The following is a 21,336-nucleotide window of genomic DNA, read 5'->3' on the forward strand; positions in this document are numbered from 1 at the left end:
CTCAACTGTAAATACAGCTTGTTGTACCGTCAACATGTGATTCACCTCCTTGTCTATCAATATTCACATCATAGACAGGAAAAGCAAAAAATATTCAGCTCACTTTATGATGTGGCTGAATAGTTACCCTTTTTTTGGCCAAATGTCAAACTCTTTTTTTATCACATGGTAAACGACATGATACGTTGTAAAGAAAAGGAGAGTTGCAGCGAAAAAGTAATGCACCCATAATGTTACCTCATACGATGTGAGCCATTTTGTGCCGAACGGTTGAACGATTAAATAGCGACCGTATACCGGCATTTGGCCAATACCTGTAATGATCAGCATAATAATGGAAATGGCAATTCCCCAATGGACAAAGCGATTTGGAAGTGGTTGACGGTAAATTTTATTTTTCTTCTTTTGATTCATGACGATCTCCCCCTTCCTTTTTCTTCTGTCCGGATAATACTTTATAAGCGGTGATGCCAGCTGCGGCTGCGCCAGCGATCGGAGCGATAAGCGTAGCTAGCATATATCCGTGCGTTGTTTCTAACATATTTTCGACTTCAGGCTTCATATGCGGACGACCGAAACGAGTGTCGTTTTCTTCTTGTTTTTTCGTTTCAATCGCTTCGTTAATTTTATCAAACGGCACGTCTGAGACGTACAGTGTTAACGTACCACTATTTTCAACGTCGCCATAAATGAAGCCACCGATTTCTTTTGCGCGCTCATACGCTTTTTTGCGAATTTGTTCGTACGGACCGAACTCAATTGCTCCTTTCGGACAGGCAGTTTCGCAAGCCGGGCTTTTTCCTTCCTCAAGTAAATCGGCACACATGTCGCATTTGTACATGACTCCCCCACCAGCTAACTCAGGAGCTAGTTTCAAATATAACCCGACACCTGCTTGGCGCTGTGGGATGTCCCAAGGGCAAACTGTTCGGCATTTCGCCCCACCCATACAGAAGTTTTCGTCAATTTTTACCGCCCCGTGTTTCGTTTTCTCGATGACTCCAAACGGACAAAGTTTTTGACATGGTGCATCGAGACAATGCATACATCGTCTTGGGATGGCAACTTCTTTCGTTTCGCCATTCCAGTTTACTTGCACTTTTTCAACGTATGTCCAGTTGTAAGGAGTGAGACGGTCTGTGCGGTCTTTTTCGTTGGACCAATCTTCATGTTTTTTCCGAGGCCAATAGTCTTTGATTGGTTTTTGCGGTTGTGGAAAACGATGTTCGTTTTTTTGTCTACAAGCTGTGACGCATAGGGGGGTGTCGTAAGCTGCACAACCATCACATTTTGTTAAGTCAATAAGCGAACCAATTAACGTACTTTCATCTGACTTGTCCGTTTGTGCATACCCAGGTGTTTTTGTCGCAAGCAATATTCCAGCTGTTGCGCCAGCGACTGTTGATCGTTTTAAAAATGTTCGTCGGCTTATTTTTTCACTCATTATCTAAACCTCCTTATTTATATACCCTAATAGGTATTTTAATAAAGACCACTTCGGTTGAAAAGAAGAAAAGAGATATCGTTTTTGACAGATTTGTGACAAGGAAGTGCATAAGCTGGAATGACAACATGCAGGAAGCCTCTCGCTGTCTTTCTATATACTTAAAGTAAAATTTCGATCGGTTGCAACATTTTTGTTTGTTCAGTTGTATATGAAGTGAAAGGAGGTCGTTTCTTTGTGCACAAAAGAACAAATCCAACTCGCTATGGATGAATATGGGAATATGGTGTTGCGCCTAGCGTATACGTATATGAAAAACCAACATGATGCAGAAGACGTATTTCAAGATGTATTTATTAAGTTATATGAGCATATGGACCGAATACAAAATGGAGAGCATATGAAAGCATGGCTCATACGAGTGACAGTTAATGTATGTAAAAATAAGTTAAAATCATTTACGCATCGAAAAATGGATGTATATGAGGAATGGATTCATTCCCCATCTGTTGATCATCGCGATCGCTTTGAAGTTATGTTAGCGGTAACATCGCTACCAGTCAAATATCGAGAAGTCGTCCACTTGTTTTATTACGAAGGATATCAGACGAAAGAAATTGCTCAACTGTTGAAGAAGAGAGAAAGTACCGTCCGCTCGTTGCTTGCACGTGCGCGGGAGATGTTAAAAAACAAATTGAAAGGGGAGTATGATTTTGCGTGAGCGATATAAAAAAGAGATGGAACATATTGTCGTGACGGAAGAATTGAAAAATAAAGTAATGGCTGAGATTGAAAAAAAAGGGAATAAGCGAAAATCGTTTCGTCTAGCGTACGTTGCTGTTGTTGCGGCGGGTGTACTATTGGCGGTCAGCTTGCATGCGGCGCAGCCTACTAGAGATGAAGCGCAACAAGAAATCATGATGGAACATGGAAAGGGGGAGGATATGGCGAAAATGGAGACGGCAATATATGATACGTATTTAGTCATTCATGACGTGACGTATGATCCAAACGATCAAAAGCTCCATTTTTCAGTTACAAATAAAAGTGATGGTGTTATTTCATTTGGATATGCGTATACGATCGAAAAGTACGATGAGAAAAAACAGGCATGGTTGTCGACAACGTTAACGAACGATCTCGCATTTATTGAAATGCTTGCATTAATTGATAAGGGACAAACGGTGAAGGATGGGATCGATTTTTCGTTGTTAAATCAACCGTTAACAAATGGGAAATATCGTACAGTACGCACGTATTATACGGATACAGCCCATCTAACTGGATATATTGAATTTGATGTTGTCGATCAAAAGCTAACAAACTTCCAATCGTATATTGAGGCGAAACCATTTGAAACGAGCGAAAATCAAGATGTGAAACTGACATGCGAGAGGGACCAACGCTTTTCTGTTTATAGTAGCTATAACCGTCTTGTTTCAACGCGGACGGGACGCCAAGGGTTGCACATATATCCGATGTATGAAGGGGAAGAACAAGTGAATTTCTCGATGGAAGCGGATGTCGGCACGTTGTTCGTTGATAAAATGACTGATGATGCGTTAGCGATATATGAGGCTGAGCGACCTGTATCTTCTGATGAACAAATGATTGCCGAATCGATGCCACCCGATAGTGGTCAAATTGAAGCTATTCAAGGATATGCAGGTCCAAAAGTGTTGTTTTTGAATGGGGAACGAGTTAACGTTGAGCCATCGGTCGTTTATTGGGAGCCGAATGAAACGAACAAGAAAGAGGAAGTGAAAGTGAAGGTGACTGTGACACACGCACATACAAACGAATGGATGGGGACATTTTATGTCGTTATCGTTCGAAAGGGGGACGAATATACGTTAGGACATATCGAATAAACGAGGGGAGGTTCCCTCGTTTATTTTGTTAAAATGAAACGAATGCTAGAAATGGCTGCCTCATGTTCAAGAGAGCGATGCGAAAGAAGAGTCAATAGTTGCTCATGGGTGTCGATTTTACTTTCTAGCTTTTTGACGATTTCATTTGTCTCAAGTACGGCTTGTTGGACAAGCATGAAGTCTGGCTTTGTTGCCATATGATCTTTGACTTCTTGTAGCTCTTGCTTTGTTGCCATATTAGCTTTGACTTCTTGCAGTTCTTGCTTTGTTGCCATATTAGCTTTGACTTTCTCAAGTTCTGCTTTGATTTCTGCAAGTTCTTGCTTCGTTACCATATTTGTTTCCATTTTTTCAAGCTTGTCCAAAATTTGTAGCAACGTACGCTCCATATTTATATCCCTCCTTTCGTTTGGAAAAGTAGAAAGGGAAACAGCTATGTGGCATGTTGGGTGTTAAGAAGAGGTTTTGTTTGTGTGGTAGTGTAGGTGAAGACCGTTCCCCGATATCTATTATAAATCATAAAGACAGGGATCGGAATAAGAAAATATGCGCTCTTTATTTTCATTTTCTCTATATATGATGTATTGTAGTAAGGAGATACGATGATGGGGTGACGAGCATACATGTTATGGAAAGAGGCGGAACAATTTATCACTTTATGTTATACAGAGTTAGGAAAAAACGATGATGAAATACATGAGCGGTTGCAACAAGTGAAACGAGAAATTGAACAAACCGGTACGTATGAACATACATATGAAGAGCTTGAGCATGGGGCGCGCATGGCATGGCGCAACAGCAATCGGTGCATCGGGCGCCTGTTTTGGCAAACGCTTCATGTGTTTGATGCACGCACCATTGAACGAGAAGAAGATATAGCAGAGCGGCTATTTGACCATATCATGTTTGCGACAAATGGCGGGAAAATTCGGCCGACAATTACTATTTTTCGTCCTGAGCGTGTGCGTATTTGGAATCATCAGCTTATTCGCTATGCCGGCTACGAGACAGAGCATGGGGTCATCGGTGATTCATCGTCCATTTCATTCACGAAAGCGTGTGAACAGCTAGGATGGAGAGGGGATCGAACGCACTTTGATATTTTACCTCTCGTTATTCAAGTTGATGGCCGACCGCCGAAGTTATTCCCTATTCCAAAAGAGATTGTGCTTGAAGTGCCGATTGAGCATCCGACGTTTTCGTGGTTTCATGATCTACAGTTGAAGTGGTATGCGGTACCGATTATTTCGGATATGTGTTTAGAAATCGGGGGCATACGCTATACAGCGGCGCCATTTAACGGTTGGTATATGGGAACGGAAATTGGTGCGCGCAATTTTGCTGACGATTACCGATACAACATGCTTCCGAAAATTGCATCGTGCATGGGGCTCGATATGTCGAGGAACAGCACATTATGGAAAGATCAAGCGCTTGTCGAGTTAAATATCGCCGTTTTATATTCATACAAAAAAGCAGGGGTGAGCATAGTCGATCATCATACAGCTGCCCAGCAGTTTAAGCGTTTTGAACAACAAGAACAAGAAGCAGGAAGGAAAGTAACGGGCAGTTGGACTTGGCTTATTCCACCACTATCCCCAGCGACGACGCACATTTTTCACCAATATTATGATAATACAATTGTAAAACCGAATTATTTTTACCAAGAACGTCCTTATGAAAAGCACCGTCATTGATGCGGTGTTTTTTATATGAATATATTCCTAATTTTCAGAATAATACTTACTATATTCTTATTTTTTTGATATAGTTATAGAAAAAAGAAGAAGGGGGAAGGGTGTGTGGATTTCATCGAGCAACTCAAAACGGAAGAACTGAGGAAGAAAAATTTTTTCTTGTTTCTTATTTACACGTTTAGTGCAGTAACAGGTGTGATCGGGCTTATTTTGATTGGAGAGAGAGTAGAGAAGATCGCCATCTATGGAGGGAGTTTGGCTCTGAATGTATGCGTTTATGTAGCTTTAAGAAAAATGAAAAAGTACGAGCTGATTTACCCATACTTTATTATTTTTATATTATTTTTGGCCACTTTAGTCAGCCTGTTTACGACTGGAGGGAGCTTAGGAACGATTGCCCTTGCTTTTTGTTTAGTTGTGTTGTCAGTTTTACATCTAAATCGTACACTGTTTATTACAGGTATTTTACTTGGGGGAATCATTTTAGTTATTAGTGCACTCGTTCCTTCTCCTTTTCAACAAGTGTTTCAAAAAACAGGACATACGGTGTTTATTGTTTATGTGATGATCGGTATCGCGCTTTCTGTGCTGCTATATCTAAGCCGCAAGCAGTTTCATCAACTTGTTGAACACGTTGGGCAGGCGCACGAGGAAAAAGAAAAACAAACAGCAAGAAGACATGAGCTCGAACAACAAGTAAAGCATATTATTGAAAACGTCGAACATATTCACCAAAAAGTACTTCAACATGTGCAAGCGCAAGAAGAAATGAAAGAAGCGATTCGTCAAGCTGCGGTAGCGGGTCAGGCACAAAGTGAGCAAGTCATTGATATTCACGATGAAGTAGCGGAAGCGAAGGTGATGAGTGAGCGCATTTACGAGACTTCTAGACAACTGAAAGAACATTCGTCACAATCGAGCGAGATGGCGCAAGCGGGCATGCAAAAAATGCATTTGTTATTGATGCATACAGAAAAGTTTCACGAAGTCATTCATGCCACAAGGACAACATTAAATGCGTTAACGAGCAAAATTGCGAGTACAAATGAGTTAACAAAAAAAATTAATCAAATTACAAATCAGACGAACTTATTGGCATTAAATGCGACAATCGAGGCAGCACGCGCAGGGGAATATGGAAAAGGATTTGCGGTTGTCGCTGAAGAAATTCGCAAGCTAGCTGTGTTAACGGAGGAGACGACACAACAAATCGTTCGCAATTTGGCAGAAGTGAATGAAAGCAACAATGAGTTGCTGGAGCGGATGGATGAAACGAGCGAACAATTGACAAAAAATGAGACGTTGACAGGTGAAGTCAACGCTTACTTCGAAAAGCTATATCAATCGCTAACTTACTTACAAGAGCAGCTATCACACTTTTTTATCATTAGCGAAAAGTTAGAGAAACAAGGAGAAAAAATGGACCGTTCCATCAGCGATTTTTCAGTTTTCATTCAACAATCGAGCGCTTCGCTTGAAGAGGTGAGTGCAACAGTAGAACATTTAAAAGATGCGAATGAACAAATAGCAGCGTATGTAACAGAAACAGCCCATCGTGCCGCGGCCATTCAACAACAAATAGTATAAAAGGGAAAAGCACCCCGAATTTCACATGAAATATTTGGGGGTGCTTTTATTTTTGTTACATTACATTTACGCTAGGCGTTCCCTTGTCTCAAGAAAATCGTTCCACATCGTAATGAATAAGTCGATTAATTTCGGATCGAATTGTTTTCCGCGACCGTCAAGCAAAATCTCCTTTACCTTTTCTGGCGGAAAGGCATCTTTATAAATACGTTTAGGTAGCAATGCATCAAACACGTCAACAATTGCCACAATTCTTCCTTCTAACGGAATCTCTTCCCCTTTTAAACCATTCGGGTACCCTTGTCCATTCCACCACTCATGATGTGTTTGGGCGATGTTTGCTGCCATTTGAATGACAGGTAAATCGAGGTTAGCTAAAATTTGATGGCCGATGAGTACGTGTGTTTTCATGGACTCCCATTCTTCTTTCGTCAGTTTACCGGGTTTGTTTAAGATATAATCAGGGATACCGACTTTTCCAATATCGTGAAATTTAGCTGCAATTTGAATGTCTTCTACAAATTGTTCATCACATCCTGCCAAGCGAGCAAGCATGCTGGAAAGAATACCGATACGATGCACATGATTTTTTGTATCATCATCGCGATATTCAGCGAGTTGAAGCAGCCGCTCAAGCGTATCAAACATCACTTTTGCTTCTTTTGTCACGTCTTGGATGACGAGAAGCGCACGTGATAGCTCAAAAATTTTATTCTGCGGCAAAAGCCGAACTTTATAATAGTGGGGACCACTTTCATTTTCAAACGTTGCAAGTAATGGTTCTGGTCGTTCTTCTAGTGCTGGACAACCCGAGCAAGGTACGGTGCGTTTATGGAATAGTTCATAACAACGTCGTCCAATTGGATATTCTTCTTCTATACCAATAGTGTTTAACAACCGTTTTGTTTTCTCATCAATCCATGTAATGCGACCAAAGTCAATCGTGCTAATTTCGTAAGCATAAATATCGAGAAAATCGAAATCACGTAAAAACAAGTACGGTCGAATAATTTCTTGCATAATCGAAAGTGTAAATTTAGAAAATCGTTCAAACGAATGAATATACTGGACAATATATGGGTCATGCAAATATTCTTTCGTTAAAAATACTTTTTTTATAGCTTCACAAATAGATTCGGTTGTAATATGGAAAAAACTTTCATGATATTTTTGATCGATAATTAATCGACTCCAGTCGCGAATAATGCGGAAGTATGCCTCCATATCGTAATAAATTTTTTCTTGGAAAAATTGCAATAAAAAGTTTTTAACATAATTGAAAAACTTCTCGCGTTCGAAAAAGCTATATGAATAATCTTCCCATAATCGTTGGGAGAACGATTGGCGAAATGCTTCCATGACCACATCAACACGAAATGAAATATAGCCGCTAAATTGATCAAGATGTTGTAAATCTTGTTCGGAAAAACCATTCGCTTTCTGCAGTTTGTGCAACTCGTAACGGAGCGGGTGGGCCACTTTTTCAATTTCAGCCATTTCATATGCTTCAAGGGTAAGCTGCATGTCAAATGAAAATAGTGCATGAATAGCTAATAAAATGTTCATTGCTTCATTCGGCAAAACGGGAGAGATATGTTTATAAATAATTTCAACATATTTCGTATACGTAGCTAAATACCATTTCAAATCAAGTCCGATTTCGGAGTGCACTTTGCCGATATTGTACCGCTTTTGAATATACTCGTCATCAATGATCCCTGCAAAACATTCATTTAAATATGTGATTTGTGTTTTTTTCAATCGTCTTAATGTCGAATGTTCTTCAATTAATTTGCGTAAAGAAGGAATACATGATATCTCCTTATATAAATCTTCCACAATTCCTTTGACTAACGGTTGTAATACATTGTGATGATTGTAAATTGATTGTAGCTTTTCTTCTGTTACCCCTGTATAACGTAGCTGATGAAGTCGTTTTTTGTCTGTTACTTGTATATGTTTCATCCCCAAAAACTCTCCCCTTTATCATATCTAAGTAGTCTGCAGCTGTTTTACAACTTGTTCGAATGGAACAGGCGGGCTAAATAAATAGCCTTGCGCTTTGTCACAATGGGTAGATTGTAAAAATGAGACGTGTTGCTCAGTTTCTACTCCTTCAGCGACAATGTGTAGTTGAAGCTGATGAGCAAGCGCGATAATGGCTTCCGTTAATTTGGCAGTATGTTCATTTGTGACGACTTCGAAAATAAACGATTTATCAATTTTCAGTGTATCGACGGAAATATGGCGTAAGTAGGCGATCGATGAATAGCCGCTACCGAAATCGTCAATCGCAATACGAATGCCCATTTGTTTTAGTGCTTGAATCGTTTCAATGACTTGCTTCTCATCACTTAAAGCGATGTTTTCAGTAATTTCTAATTCAATATGGTGTGGTTGCAAGCAAGTTTGCTCCAATAAGCGCTGAACAAAAGAAAGAAATTGCTCGCTTTTTAACTGACGAAGCGATAAGTTAATACTGACATAGACGTGATTCATACCTTGTTCGTGTAGCCGTTTTAAATCATAAATAGCTGTCTGGAAAATATATTCCCCAAGTGGAATGATCAAGCCGTCTTCTTCCGCGATGCTAATAAATTCATGCGGTGGAATGAAACCAAGCTCCTCATCTGTCCAGCGTGCCAACGCTTCCATACCAACGAGTTCATTTTGTTTCATATCTATAATAGGTTGGTAATGAACAGAAATAGCCCGTTGTTCTAAAGCGATGTGCAGCCGTTGGCGAATAAGTGATTTTCGTATACGCTCCCGTTCAAATATTGGATCATACATCGCCCATTGATTTTTTCCTTTTTTCTTCGCTTCATACATCGCCATATCAGCGTGTTGAATTAATGTCATTTCATCTTCTCCGTGTATTGGGCATATGCTTATGCCGAGACTTGTTGTAATAAATAATTCTTTTTGACGAATGAAAAAAGGTTCGCCAAGTATATCGATTATTTGTTGAGCAACTTGTTCAAACGATGGGACATCGGAGACGATGATCGCGAACTCATCGCCCCCAAGTCGAGCGACGAAGTGATCGTGCAAATGGTTTAAACGTCTAGCAACAGCCTGTAATAAAAGATCGCCAGCTGCGTGCCCGAGCGAGTCATTAATGTTTTTAAAGTTATCTAAATCAAGGAAAAAGAGAGCGACATTTTCCTTTTTTTCTTTCGCTATGTTTATCCGTTCGCGAAGTGCATCTATAAAATAACGTCGGTTCGGCAAATTCGTCAGTTCGTCAAATAGAGCTTGTTTCTTTAATTGCTCTTTACTTTTAGCGAGCGCTTGCTCGGCGCGCTCTCTCGCTTGAAACGGTTCTTTAAACGATGCTAAATATAAACCACGCAAAAAGTAAGAAAAGCCAATGACTTTATATACGTGCCCGAATATGTTTAACACATCATACACGTTTCGGTACAACGTGAAAATAAGTTCGCTTAAAAATAAAAAGACGAAGCCGATGATGACGTCAAGCGTCGGCGCTAGTCGTTTTCTCTTATAGTGTTGAATGAGTAAAATAATCGTGATGATGTGTAATGCGGTGATGACGTACTCTACTCCGTTTTTTAGCGGAGTTGTTCCTAGCCCTTCAACGACAAGTGGCGGCAAGGAGTGCGCAAAATGAACGATACTTATCGATAAAAGCCCTACATATAACAAAGGAACAACGAACCCTAGCACTTTTTCTTTCTCTTGGATCGGACCGTCAGGAAGCCAAAACGCGAGCAATAAAAATATAGCTTGTGTGAGCCGAGCAGCTAGCCAAAAAGACGTTGCAAGCTGAACGGAACTATCCGCAAACACAATGCCTGGCATTTGTTTATATGTAAGCGTATGCAATAAATCGAGGAAACCTACAGCTAAAAATGTCGTCGCAATGCGCAAGCGTCGACGTGACAAAGCTTGCGGAAACGAAATCCATCCTTGAAACGCAATGGCCATAGCGACCGTGATACCGAAAAATTCAAGAATGGTGTGAAGCGATAAAAAGTGATTTTGTTCAAACGTCATTGTTAGTGACGGACGAAACAGCAAAATGGAAATAAAACATATCGTTGCAAGGACGCTTACGATCATCGTCCACTTTTCTTTTTTGTCATCGGTGTTATGTCCCTCCATCATCCCCATGTTACATACATTATATATCGGAAAAATGGGAGAGAAAATGAAAAAATCATGAAAAAAAGCAGGGAACATTCCCTGCTTTGCCGTCGAGAGCAAGCACTCCGCGTCGAAAAACGTTCGGCATGAAGTGCTCGCCTTCGCATTATAATCGTTTAGCGCCAACAAAACGTTGTTTCCAATAAGATTGGTGAATCGAGTCTACTTTAACTCCTTTCGACGATGTCGCATGAATCATACGACCATTGCCGATATAAATCGCAACGTGGGAGATTCCTTTATGTTTCGATGTTTTGAAAAATAGTAAGTCTCCCGGTGCTAATTGGTTCAGAGAAACAGGATGCCCTTTCGTATACATCGCGCTAGAAGAACGTGGAAGCGATACGCCTATTTTTTTATATGTATAGCTAACAAAACCAGAGCAGTCAAATCCTTTCGGTGTCGTTCCTCCTGCACGGTACGGTGTGCCAATCACTTTGTGCGCTTCAGCAATCAGCGTGTTAGCTGAGAACGCGGCTTCTGTTTTGAAAGGGTTTGCAAAAAACGTGAAACATAGCAACATAAAGAGAGCGGTAGTGGCTAGAGCTTTTTTCATTGCTTGAACCTCCAAAGACTTGTTCCATCGACGAGTTCATTATAGCAAAAAAGATGTCGAAAAATTGTTACATAGCCATTAAATTATGTTACAAATACATTACAACGGTCGTTTTTTGTAAAAGAGAAGGCATATATGTCGGAACAGAAAAGTTGAATGTAGACGAGCTTCACGATAAGATAGTGGAGAACAATATTGAAGAAGGGGAACTATAATGGGTGAATGGATCATTTCGTCAGAAGCGATTGTCGCTTTATTAAAAATTATCGCCATCGATATTATTTTATCTGGGGACAATGCCATTGTAATCGCCATGGCTACACGGCGATTACCGGAAAAGCAACGCAATCGAGCGATTATATTTGGTACAGCAGGAGCGGTAGTTTTACGCGTGTTATTCGCAGCAGTCATCGTCTTTTTACTACAAATTCCGTTTATTCATTTTGTCGGTGGACTGCTGTTGCTTTGGATTGCATATAAGGTGCTAATCAACGAGGAGGAAGATCCGAACGTACAAGCAGCTGATCGTTTATGGAAGGCAATTTGGACCATTATTGTAGCCGATGCAGTCATGAGTTTAGATAACGTCGTTGCGATTGCTGGAGCGTCCGGTGGACATATCGGCATGATTGCTTTCGGTGTTGCCATTAGCATTCCCATTATGATTTTTGGATCTAAGGCCATCGTATTGGCAATGGAAAAATATAAGTGGATTCCGTACGTTGGTTCAGGTATTTTAGCATGGACAGCAGGGGAAATGTTGTTGAAGGATGAGCAAATGATAAAATGGATCGCTTTTCCACAAGGTTCGCAAGCGTCCATATTTCTTATCGTTGTTACTGCATTTGTTTTATTAGCTGGATATGTTAAGAATAAAAAAATGGATAAACGGAAGATGGCCTAAAAATTTCTTTGGTCATATGTATAAAATAAAAAACAATGGTCATAATGGATAATGCTAAGTGTATTCCCCCGATCCCCCTGTGAATATACTTGAAAGGGCTATCTCTGCGATGAGATAGCCCGATTTTTTTAAATGAACAAGTTTAATCCTGCTTCTTCTGCATCTCCTAAATATGTTGCGACGCCGCCGACTTCGATTCCATCAATTAATTCTTCCTTTTTAATGCCCATAATGTCCATCGACATCGAGCAAGCGACAAGTTTGACACCTGCAGCCATCGCATTTTTCATTAACGTTTCGACATCGTCTACATGTTTCTTTTCCATGACATATTGAATCATTTTCGGTCCCATGCCAGCCATGTTCATTTTTGATAACGGTAGATCATGAACGCCTTTTGGCATCATCATGCCGAACATTTTTTCAAGCATATCTTTTTGAACAGGAGGTGCGTCTTTTTTTCGCAAAATATTTAGCCCCCAGAACGTAAAGAACATTGTCACTTTTTTCCCCATTGCAGCGGCGCCAGATGCGATAATAAACGAGGCGATTGCTTTATCTAAATCACCGCTGAAAACGACGATTGTTGCCCCATCTTTTTTCGTTTCTGTTCCGTTAGTTATTTCCGTTCCTTTTCGAATGTAGGCGACAAACATTTTATTTTCGAACGTCGTTTTTAATAGCGTGTTGCCTGTTTTTTTACACCACGATTGAATGTCGCGAGCAAATCCTGGGTCTGTTGCTTTCACCTCTAATACATCGCCGTCTTTCAATTGTTCCATTGTTTGATATACTTTCATAATTGGTCCCGGACATTGTAGTCCGCATGCATCTAGCGTAGTTGTTGCTTGAATATTCAACATGTCTACACGCTCCATCTGCTTTTCTTCGCTCTTTCTTTCTTCGGATTCGGATTGTTCGCTGTAAACGACAGCATACGTTTTATATCCGCCATCTAAGTTTTTCACATGGAATCCGTGTTGAGCTAATATACGTGCAGCTAAATAACCGCGCAACCCTACTTGGCAATAGACGTAAATCGTTTTATCTTTCGGAAGCTCATGAAGTCGCTTGCGTAATTGCCCGAGCGGGATGTTGATCGATCCTGGAATGAAGCCCATATCGCGTTCGACTTCTTCACGCACATCGACAAAACACACCCCGTTTTTGATTAATTCATTCACCTCATGCCATTGAATTGTTTCGACCATATTTTCAATGATATTCGTTGCTACATATCCTGCCATATTGACGGGGTCTTTGGCAGATGAATATGGCGGTGCGTAAGCTAATTCTAAATCTGGTAAATCAAATACAGTCATTCCACCTTTAATCGCTGTGGCCATGACGTCAATTCGTTTATCGACACCGTCGTAACCAACTGCTTGGGCACCAAAGATGCGTCCTGTTTTCCGCTCAAACAACAATTTTAATGCGATTGGGAACGCCCCTGGATAGTAACTTGCATGTGAATTCGGATGAATGTGTAACACTTCGTAATTTATGCCAAGGCGTTGCAACGTTTTTTCGTTGTTGCCTGTTGCTGCAACAGTCATATCAAACACTTTTGCGATCGCTGTGCCGAGCGTTCCGTTGTAGCGTACGTTTCGACCGTTAATATGGTCGGCAACGATTCGTCCTTGTCGATTCGCTGGCCAAGCGAGCGGAATGTGGGTCGGTTGACCGTTAATGTAGTCGATCACTTCAATGGCATCACCGATAGCATAGATTGAAGGGTCGGATGTTTGTAAGCATTCATTCACTTGAATGCCACCACGTTCGCCAATAGCTAAACCCGCTTGTTTTGCTAGCTCGTTTTCTGGTTTTACACCGATAGCTAAGACGACCATATCCGCTTCAAGTGTTGTTCCGCTTTGTAGGCGAACGATTTTTCCTTGTTGTTCAAATGCTGCCACCCCATCTTCTAAAATGAGGCGTACCCCTTTATCTTTTATATGTTGATGAAGAATGGCTGCCATTTCGTAGTCGACAGGTGCCATAATTTGCTTCGCCATTTCAACAAGCGTCACGTCTATGCCGCGCTCCCATAAGTTTTCAACCATTTCCACCCCGATAAAGCCACCGCCGATGACAACAGCTTTTTTCGGTTTCTTTTCATCGACATGCGCTTTGATTCGGTCGGTATCTGGAATGTTGCGCAATGTAAATACGTTGCTTGCTTCTTCAATGCCCGGAATATTTGGCTTGATTGGGCTTGCCCCCGGTGATAAAACAAGATAGTCGTAGCTTTCTTCGTACGTTTCTCCAGTTGGTAAATGTTTTACAGTTACCGTTTTCCGTTCACGGTTAATCGCGATCACTTCGCTTTGAATGCGAATGTCGAGGTTAAATTTTTCCGACATTCCTTCAACGGTTTGGACGAGCAAGGCGTCGCGTTCGCCGATGGCACCGCCGATATAATATGGAAGACCACAGTTAGCAAATGAAATATATTCTCCACGTTCAAACATCACGATTTCTGCTTGTTCATCTAAACGACGTAAGCGGGCAGCTGTCGTTGCCCCACCGGCTACGCCACCAACGATGACGATTTTTTTAGACATGTTCATCATCCTCCTTACATTGTGAATTGTATCACAAGTAACTAAATAGATAAAGGGGTACTAGTATTTGTTTGTGACGAATATGTGAATATTTTCTCCAAAAACGTCGTTGTATGTATTGCCAAGATGTTTGTATAATTTTGTTGAAGAGAAAACTTGCACAAGGGTGGGAAGAAATATGCATCCAAGTGTAACGTTTTTAAACTTCGACGATACGTATACGTGGCAGCGAAATCTTCTTCGTTTTCCTCATGAATGGATCGATATGTATGACATCAACGGAACGAATTTGTATTGCGATAGTAAAGCCATTCAGGAAATTGAAAAACGACTTGCTTCTCGTCAGGCGAGAGGAATTACGTTCATCGGGAGCGGAAATTACCACTACGTGTCATATGTATTAATGAAGCAGTTTCATGAGCCGTTTACGCTCGTTTTGTTGGACCATCATACAGATATGAACGAGCAAACGTTGTTTCCGCTTCTCTCGTGTGGCTCATGGGTATCATACGCTCAAAAACACGTTCCAGCATTAAAACACATTGTCATCATCGGTTCAGCAACTTCGCACGTCTCTTCATGTGTAACTATCTTTCCAAAAAGCGATATGATGTACGCGCCAATGACGATTGTGCGCGCCATTCCGACAAATAATGTATATATAAGTATCGACAAAGATGTGCTTCGTCCAAAAGACGCCCAAACAAACTGGGATCAAGGGACGATGCCATTACAGACGCTCGTGACGTATATCGACCATCTTTTTCGCTACAAGCATGTGCTCGGTGTTGATATATGTGGTGAAGACGTTTCATTTTGTGCGAAAAACGAAAAAGCAAATGAAGCGATTATACGTGCATGTTTCAAACATATCTCGATATCATCGGCGTCTTAACATTTTGTGAACATGGTAAAAAAAGATAGATTTTTTCTTTTGATGGTATTATAATGCATATTGAGAAAGGTTATCATTATTAATTGGGGGATTACGTATGGTTGCGATGACGCAATTACGAGTTGGGGAACGTGCAAAAATTGTTGATTTATCACAAGTAAGCAACTTAGTAAAAAGAAGATTGCTAGATATGGGGGTAACCGAAGGGGCAGAGATTTGCTTAAAATGTACGATGCCGCTTGGTGGGCCGTTTATGATTGAGAATTGTGGACAATGTGTCGGCATCCGTCGCAATGAAGCGAAGAACATTCAGGTGAAGCCGTTATGATGCATATTGCGTTAGTAGGTAACCCAAATACAGGGAAAACATCGTTGTTTAATCAGCTCACAGGGACGTATGAGTATGTCGGAAACTGGAGCGGTGTGACGGTTGAAAAAAAGGTGGGCGTTTTGCGCAATAAACAAGCAAAGATGATTGACTTACCGGGCGTATATTCGCTTCATCCGCTGTCTCGTGATGAGCGAGTTGTGACGCAATTTTTATTGACGGAGCCGTTCGATGAAATTTTAAATATCGTCGATGCGTCGCAACTAGAACGAAATTTATTACTGACTGTTCAGCTATTGGAATTCGGTAAGCCGTTAATGATTGCTTTAAATATGGTCGATGTGGCAGAAAGACGGGGGATATCCATCGATCAACAAAAATTAGCGGAAGCGTTGCATGTACCTATCGTTTCAGTCGTTGCTCGAACGGGAAAAGGGTGCGATCAAGTGGAGCGCATGTTAATGGAAAAAGTGCCTCAAGAAGTGAAACCGCTCCACATATATTACGGAATCGCGTTGGAACGAGCGATTGCGCGTTTTGTTGAGACGTGGGGAGCGGAGGAGAAATTCCCTGCCCGTTGGCTCGCCATTCAATTTTATGAAGGAAATAGCTACGTCCGTGATTATGTAGCAGAAAAATTGCCGGAAACAACGTGGCGTTCATTATACGAACAAGCAGAAAAAGAAGTGCAACAAGCCGAGCAAACATCGCTTGATCAGCTCATTTACGAACGTCGTCGCTCATTTGTAAGAGAAGTGATTGAACAGTCAGTGCAACGCCAAAAAATTGCGCGTGTGACGGTGACAGACCGCATCGATGCGGTAGTCACAAATAAATATGTCGGCATTCCGATTTTTCTACTGGCGATGTACATGTTATTTCAACTCACATTTGATTGGCTCGGGGCACCGCTCTCCGATTTGCTTGATGCGTTTTTTGCAGGTCCGCTCACCGATTTTGTGACGGCGATGTTAGGGGCGATCGGTGCTTCTGAATTTATTCGCGCGCTCGTTGTTGATGGTATTATCGCAGGGGTAGGCGGTGTCCTTGTTTTTGTACCGCAAATTTTTATTTTATTTTTCTTTATTTCTTTTTTAGAAGATTCGGGGTATATGGCACGTGTAGCGCTCGTTATGGACCGATTAATGGAAGCGGTCGGATTGAACGGAAAAGCATTTATTCCGCTTATTATCGGATTTGGTTGTAACGTTCCTGGCGTTATGGCAGCGCGAACGATCGAACAGCCGCGAGAGCGTCTAGTGACAATGTTGTTAACGCCGCTCATGTCTTGTTCGGCCCGTTTGCCGGTATATGCTTTGTTTGTCGGTGCGTTTTTTGCGGCAAATCAGGCGCTTGTCGTTCTTTCTTTATACGTTCTTGGTGTTTCACTTGCACTTATACTTGCGAAACTATTTTCATTGACAATTTTAAAAGAAGAAGCGTCCGTATTTGTTGTTGAATTACCGCCATACCGTATGCCGCAATGGCAAGCGCTATGGCGTAGCACGTGGGATAAAGGGAAAGGATTCGTCAAAAAAGCAGGGACGTTTATTTTTGGTGGTTCAGTTGCTATTTGGTTATTATCGTATGCAGGTCCGAACGGTATGAACGTAAATATGGACGACAGCTTTTTAGCATTAATTGGTGGTGTACTTGCACCGCTTCTTGCTCCGCTTGGATTTGGAACGTGGCAAGCAGGTGCGGCGCTATTAACTGGATTTTTAGCAAAAGAAGTCGTTGTGTCAACGATGAACATCATTTATCACGTGCCGGATGTAGAGTCACTTCAAGGATTGATGGCATCACACTTTACACCGCTGTCAGCATTTAGCTTTATGGCATTCGTTTTATTATATGTTCCATGTTTAGCAACTGTGGCGACCATTTATAAAGAAACTCGTTCGCGGAAATGGACGATGTTTTCCATTGGTTATGCGCTCGTTTTAGCCTATATCGTTTCATTTGTCATTTATCAAATCGGAAGCATGCTTGGCTTCTAAAGGAAGGGATACGAATGATCGCAAATGTTGTTATTGGATCGGTCATTTTCGGATATGCGGGGTGGACGATTTTTCGCTTCATTCAAAAAAGCAAACGCGGTACATGCGCAACTTGCTCAGTGAAAGGATCATGCGGTGCGAGCTGCCATGAAAAAAGCTGACTTCGGTCAGCTTTTTTCAGTATATAATCCGAAAAGTAGCTTCGTGAGGAACGGTAGGGATGGCATATTGCTCGATTCGCTCGACACGCGCAAACGGCGGTCCTTTTTTTATTTCATCGATGAATCCCTCTACCCGTTCGACTTCCCCTTGCACTTCCATTTCGATCATATGATCAGCATCGCAGTTTTTTACCCATCCGGTCAATCCACGTCGTCTTGCTTCATATTGGGCGAAGTAGCGAAAGCCTACACCTTGTACACGTCCATGCGCAACAATGGAATAACGAACGATCATACGTTTATCTCCTTCGCAAAAAATTTTCTATAAAAATCATACAACAGCCTACCTTGTGTTGCATACGTTGAATACGTAAAACGATTTAGAAGGAGGGACTGTTGTGAACGAAATGGATCGCTACATTCAAAAAGCGGTTATGTACGATTTATTCGCGCGTTACTATCAATATCGTGATCGGGATCAATATGAAAAGTATATGCGAAAACATATGGAGTATGTAGAAAAAATGGTGAAGGTGCGCGAGGAAGAACGAGATGATGACGATGGGCGTGTCCGCCTATTTCATGCTTCACCTAACGCTCCAGCGGTCGATGTGTATATTAATGGACAAAAGGTATTGCGCAATATGAAATATAAACAACTAAGCCAATATATGAAAGTGCCGAAAGGGGAACATCGCGTCGACATTTATCCAGCAGGACATACGACGTCCCCAGTGCTCAGCCAGACGGTGAACGTATTGCCGAAAATGGCCTATACGCTTGCCGTCATTGGTGATGTGCATCGCTTGCAGCTCCTTCCGATTATTGATGAACCTTATGCTCCATACGGTAAAGCAAAAGTTCGTTTTGCTCACTTTTCACCAGATGCCCCTGCGGTAGATATTGCATTGCGGGGCGGTGATCTTCTGTTTAGAAATGCTTCGTTTGGGAAAGTAACAGACTATATTGAAGCGCCCGTCAATGAAAAGCTGCACGTCGATGTGCGTGTATCAGGGACAAATCAAGTTGTTTTATCTATTCCCAATGTACGCTTCCAACCAAATAAGTCTTATACGGTCGTTGCCGTCGGTTACGTATCCCGCACTCCTGCATTAGAAGTGCTAGTATTGGAAGCATAAGAAAAAAGAGCTTTGATCAACATGGTCAAGGCTCTTTTCGTTTTTGCCGTTGCTCATATAGCTCTTCGATGTAATGAGCAATCGATTCATCAAATATTTGTTCGAGCTGCGCTTTTATTTCCTTAGCAAGTATCGGACTGGCTCCGCCTGTCGTAATCGCAATTTTTAATTTCCCACGTGAAAAAAAAGCAGGAACATGAACGTTACCAACAAGATGATCGCTCGCGACGTTGACAAGCTGATTTGGTGCTGCATGTGTAGCGATTTGTTCATTGACATGTCGATCGTTCGTTGCAGCAATAATGAAAAATGCGTCAACATAGTCGGCCGGCTCAATGTGGCGGGCATGCCATATGATTTTTTTTTGCTCAGCTAAATGAACAATGGCATCGATAGCTGTTGGGCTAATGACGGTAATGCAAGCCCCTTCATCGAGAAGAGGAAGAAGACGACGATAAGCGATTTGGCCTCCCCCAGCGATGACGACTTTTTTTCCTGTCATTCGCACAAAAAGAGGAAACATACGTTCACATCCATTCGTTCACTTGTTTTTCGACGAGTCGGTCCAATACGTCGTACGTCCGAACGGGTGGGTACAACGTAAACGATACACGGCTTGTTTGGTAAAATTGTAACGTTTCTTCAATGTAATGAAGCAGTTGACCAAAAAATAAAATATATGGTACGACAGCTATTCGTTTATAGCGCGCCGCATGGGCAAGGGAGGCGACGACATCGGAAAACGAAGGGGAAGCAGCTGCTAAGTAACATGGATATACAGGAATATTTGTTTCTTTTTGTAATAGATAGGCGATTTGCTTAAAGTCTTCTTGTGCCTCATTGTCACTACTTCCGCGGCCAACAAGCATAATGGCGTCCGCTTCTTCAATCGTATCGCGTAGCGCACAAATCATATCGTGTTGTACACCGAATGGCTTTCCGTACGTGATCGTTACAGAAGGAAACATCTCTTTTGCTTTCTCTAGTTCAAATGGGATGTCACGCTTCGCATGGTTCGCTGACAATAATAAAAGCGGAATAGCGAAAATGGTCGTCGCCCCATCGCGAACACAACGCTCTACACCTGTTATAATGTTCGGCTCACATAATTCTAAAAAGCATACGTGTTGAATCGGTACAGAAATGGAAGAAGAGAGGCGCTCGACGAAAGCAATCGCCTCTTTTTGTCCTTCTTTCGTTCGACTTCCGTGGCAAATGTATAGAACAGCTTTCATATGCTACCTCATTCCGTGCGCAATTTTTTCTTTCATCATCGTTTCAAACCATTGAAGTTGTTCGTGTAGCTTCACGACTTCTCCAACAATAATGATGCTTGGATTAGAAACCGGCTGTTTTTTCACAACATCGACAATCGTATGTAACGTGGCTACGATTGTTTGTTGTTCAGGAAGCGTTCCCCATTGGATAATCGCCACAGGCGTTTGTGGTCGCTTGCCATACAATTGCAACTGCTTGCAAATGAGAGGGAGATGTTTGACGCCCATATAAATAACGAGCGTATCGACTCCTTTAGATAAATGCTCCCATTGGATCGCATCTGTTGCATCGAGACGCCGATGACCTGTGACAAAGGCTACGCTTCCGCTAAAATCGCGATGTGTTACAGGAATGCCCGCGTATGCTGGAACAGCGATGCCCGATGTAATGCCTGGGACGATCTCAAACGGGATGTGGTGTTTCATAAGCGCTTGCGCTTCTTCACCACCGCGCCCGAATACGAATGGGTCGCCGCCTTTTAATCTCGTCACGATTTTTCCTTTTTTTGCATGTTTCACTAAAAAGTGATTGATCGTTTCTTGTTTCATTGTATGGTAATTAGGTAACTTTCCGCAATAAATCAAATCCGCATCACGTTTTGCATACGACAGCAACTGTTCGTTAATGAGGCGGTCGTATAAAATGACGTCCGCTTGTTGAATACATTTTAATCCTTTTACTGTGATTAGCTCAGGATCACCAGGACCGGCACCGACTAAATATACTTTTCCCATTTTTTCCT

21 protein-coding genes are annotated in these 21,336 nt (G+C 41.7%); 10 read left to right on the forward strand and 11 right to left on the reverse strand.

Annotated elements, in window-relative coordinates; all coding sequences use genetic code 11:
* Positions 1-123: 123 nt before the first annotated feature.
* Together K1I44_RS06710 and K1I44_RS06715 are read right to left on the reverse strand one after the other, a co-directional pair.
* Positions 124-414, reverse strand: a complete 291-nt coding sequence (locus K1I44_RS06710) for a cytochrome b/b6 domain-containing protein (RefSeq protein WP_219985692.1) — start codon at positions 412-414, stop codon at positions 124-126.
* The gene (locus K1I44_RS06715) at positions 392-1,444 is read right to left on the reverse strand and encodes a 4Fe-4S dicluster domain-containing protein (protein WP_219985693.1); all 1,053 of its coding nucleotides are present in this window, start codon (positions 1,442-1,444) and stop codon (positions 392-394) included. The genes K1I44_RS06710 and K1I44_RS06715 overlap by 23 nt, the downstream gene beginning before the upstream one ends.
* 235 nt (positions 1,445-1,679) lie before the next feature.
* On the opposite strand from K1I44_RS06715, the gene K1I44_RS06720 reads away from it, so the two are divergent.
* Together K1I44_RS06720 and K1I44_RS06725 are read left to right on the forward strand one after the other, a co-directional pair.
* Positions 1,680-2,165, forward strand: a complete 486-nt coding sequence (locus K1I44_RS06720) for a sigma-70 family RNA polymerase sigma factor (RefSeq protein ID WP_003398577.1) — start codon at positions 1,680-1,682, stop codon at positions 2,163-2,165.
* Positions 2,152-3,315 (forward strand): immunoglobulin-like domain-containing protein, encoded by a 1,164-nt coding sequence (locus tag K1I44_RS06725; protein WP_219985694.1) that lies wholly within the window; start codon positions 2,152-2,154, stop codon positions 3,313-3,315. The genes K1I44_RS06720 and K1I44_RS06725 overlap by 14 nt, the downstream gene beginning before the upstream one ends.
* A gap of 20 nt (positions 3,316-3,335) precedes the next feature.
* Here K1I44_RS06725 and K1I44_RS06730 read toward each other — a convergent pair whose 3' ends face one another.
* A complete protein-coding gene (locus K1I44_RS06730) occupies positions 3,336-3,704 on the reverse strand; it encodes a hypothetical protein (RefSeq protein WP_219985695.1) in 369 nt (122 codons plus the stop codon).
* Between the two features lie 234 nt (positions 3,705-3,938).
* Between K1I44_RS06730 and K1I44_RS06735 the strand changes: the two genes are divergently transcribed.
* Positions 3,939-5,012, forward strand: a complete 1,074-nt coding sequence (locus K1I44_RS06735; protein ID WP_003398581.1) for a nitric oxide synthase oxygenase — start codon at positions 3,939-3,941, stop codon at positions 5,010-5,012.
* 105 nt (positions 5,013-5,117) lie between these two features.
* On the forward strand, positions 5,118-6,599 hold the full coding sequence (locus tag K1I44_RS06740; protein WP_219985696.1) for a methyl-accepting chemotaxis protein: 1,482 nt from the start codon (positions 5,118-5,120) through the stop codon (positions 6,597-6,599).
* 66 nt (positions 6,600-6,665) lie between these two features.
* Here K1I44_RS06740 and K1I44_RS06745 read toward each other — a convergent pair whose 3' ends face one another.
* The 3 genes from K1I44_RS06745 to K1I44_RS06755 form a co-directional block, all read right to left on the reverse strand.
* Complete coding sequence (locus K1I44_RS06745) at positions 6,666-8,564, reverse strand: HD domain-containing phosphohydrolase (RefSeq protein WP_219985697.1); 1,899 nt, start codon at positions 8,562-8,564, stop codon at positions 6,666-6,668.
* Between the two features lie 27 nt (positions 8,565-8,591).
* On the reverse strand, positions 8,592-10,730 hold the full coding sequence (locus K1I44_RS06750; RefSeq protein ID WP_255573267.1) for a putative bifunctional diguanylate cyclase/phosphodiesterase: 2,139 nt from the start codon (positions 10,728-10,730) through the stop codon (positions 8,592-8,594).
* A gap of 145 nt (positions 10,731-10,875) precedes the next feature.
* A complete protein-coding gene (locus K1I44_RS06755) occupies positions 10,876-11,325 on the reverse strand; it encodes a C40 family peptidase (RefSeq protein ID WP_003398583.1) in 450 nt (149 codons plus the stop codon).
* A 214-nt stretch (positions 11,326-11,539) separates the two neighbouring features.
* On the opposite strand from K1I44_RS06755, the gene K1I44_RS06760 reads away from it, so the two are divergent.
* Complete coding sequence (locus K1I44_RS06760) at positions 11,540-12,229, forward strand: TerC family protein (RefSeq protein ID WP_003398585.1); 690 nt, start codon at positions 11,540-11,542, stop codon at positions 12,227-12,229.
* Between the two features lie 128 nt (positions 12,230-12,357).
* Here the strand turns inward: K1I44_RS06760 and cdr are convergent, their stop codons facing one another.
* Entirely contained in the window at positions 12,358-14,793 is a 2,436-nt protein-coding gene (gene cdr, locus K1I44_RS06765; RefSeq protein WP_219985698.1) for a CoA-disulfide reductase, read from the reverse strand.
* Between the two features lie 178 nt (positions 14,794-14,971).
* Between cdr and K1I44_RS06770 the strand changes: the two genes are divergently transcribed.
* From K1I44_RS06770 to K1I44_RS06785, 4 genes are all read left to right on the forward strand, one after another.
* Positions 14,972-15,688, forward strand: a complete 717-nt coding sequence (locus tag K1I44_RS06770; protein ID WP_219985699.1) for an arginase family protein — start codon at positions 14,972-14,974, stop codon at positions 15,686-15,688.
* 97 nt (positions 15,689-15,785) lie between these two features.
* Positions 15,786-16,016: a FeoA family protein gene (locus K1I44_RS06775; protein WP_003398589.1), complete on the forward strand. Its 231-nt coding sequence runs from the start codon at positions 15,786-15,788 to the stop codon at positions 16,014-16,016.
* Complete coding sequence (gene feoB / locus K1I44_RS06780) at positions 16,013-18,016, forward strand: ferrous iron transport protein B (RefSeq protein ID WP_219985700.1); 2,004 nt, start codon at positions 16,013-16,015, stop codon at positions 18,014-18,016. The genes K1I44_RS06775 and feoB overlap by 4 nt, the downstream gene beginning before the upstream one ends.
* Before the next feature lie 14 nt (positions 18,017-18,030).
* Positions 18,031-18,177: a FeoB-associated Cys-rich membrane protein gene (locus K1I44_RS06785; RefSeq protein ID WP_219985701.1), complete on the forward strand. Its 147-nt coding sequence runs from the start codon at positions 18,031-18,033 to the stop codon at positions 18,175-18,177.
* A 16-nt stretch (positions 18,178-18,193) separates the two neighbouring features.
* Here the strand turns inward: K1I44_RS06785 and K1I44_RS06790 are convergent, their stop codons facing one another.
* The gene (locus tag K1I44_RS06790) at positions 18,194-18,472 is read right to left on the reverse strand and encodes an acylphosphatase (protein WP_003398592.1); all 279 of its coding nucleotides are present in this window, start codon (positions 18,470-18,472) and stop codon (positions 18,194-18,196) included.
* A 112-nt stretch (positions 18,473-18,584) separates the two neighbouring features.
* On the opposite strand from K1I44_RS06790, the gene K1I44_RS06795 reads away from it, so the two are divergent.
* Positions 18,585-19,316: a DUF4397 domain-containing protein gene (locus K1I44_RS06795; protein WP_255573279.1), complete on the forward strand. Its 732-nt coding sequence runs from the start codon at positions 18,585-18,587 to the stop codon at positions 19,314-19,316.
* Between the two features lie 25 nt (positions 19,317-19,341).
* Here K1I44_RS06795 and K1I44_RS06800 read toward each other — a convergent pair whose 3' ends face one another.
* Genes K1I44_RS06800 through cobA form a run of 3 tightly spaced genes read right to left on the reverse strand, consistent with a single transcriptional unit; the run spans position 19,342 to position 21,328 of the window.
* On the reverse strand, positions 19,342-19,839 hold the full coding sequence (locus tag K1I44_RS06800) for an NAD(P)-dependent oxidoreductase (RefSeq protein ID WP_003398594.1): 498 nt from the start codon (positions 19,837-19,839) through the stop codon (positions 19,342-19,344).
* Between the two features lie 4 nt (positions 19,840-19,843).
* Positions 19,844-20,551, reverse strand: coding sequence for a sirohydrochlorin chelatase (locus K1I44_RS06805; RefSeq protein ID WP_003398595.1), 708 nt, complete (start codon positions 20,549-20,551; stop codon positions 19,844-19,846).
* A 3-nt stretch (positions 20,552-20,554) separates the two neighbouring features.
* Positions 20,555-21,328, reverse strand: a complete 774-nt coding sequence (gene cobA / locus K1I44_RS06810; protein WP_003398596.1) for a uroporphyrinogen-III C-methyltransferase — start codon at positions 21,326-21,328, stop codon at positions 20,555-20,557.
* Positions 21,329-21,336: the final 8 nt, after the last annotated feature.

Source organism: Anoxybacillus sp. ST4, assembly GCF_019448545.1.
GTDB lineage: Bacteria > Bacillota > Bacilli > Bacillales > Anoxybacillaceae > Anoxybacillus > Anoxybacillus pushchinoensis.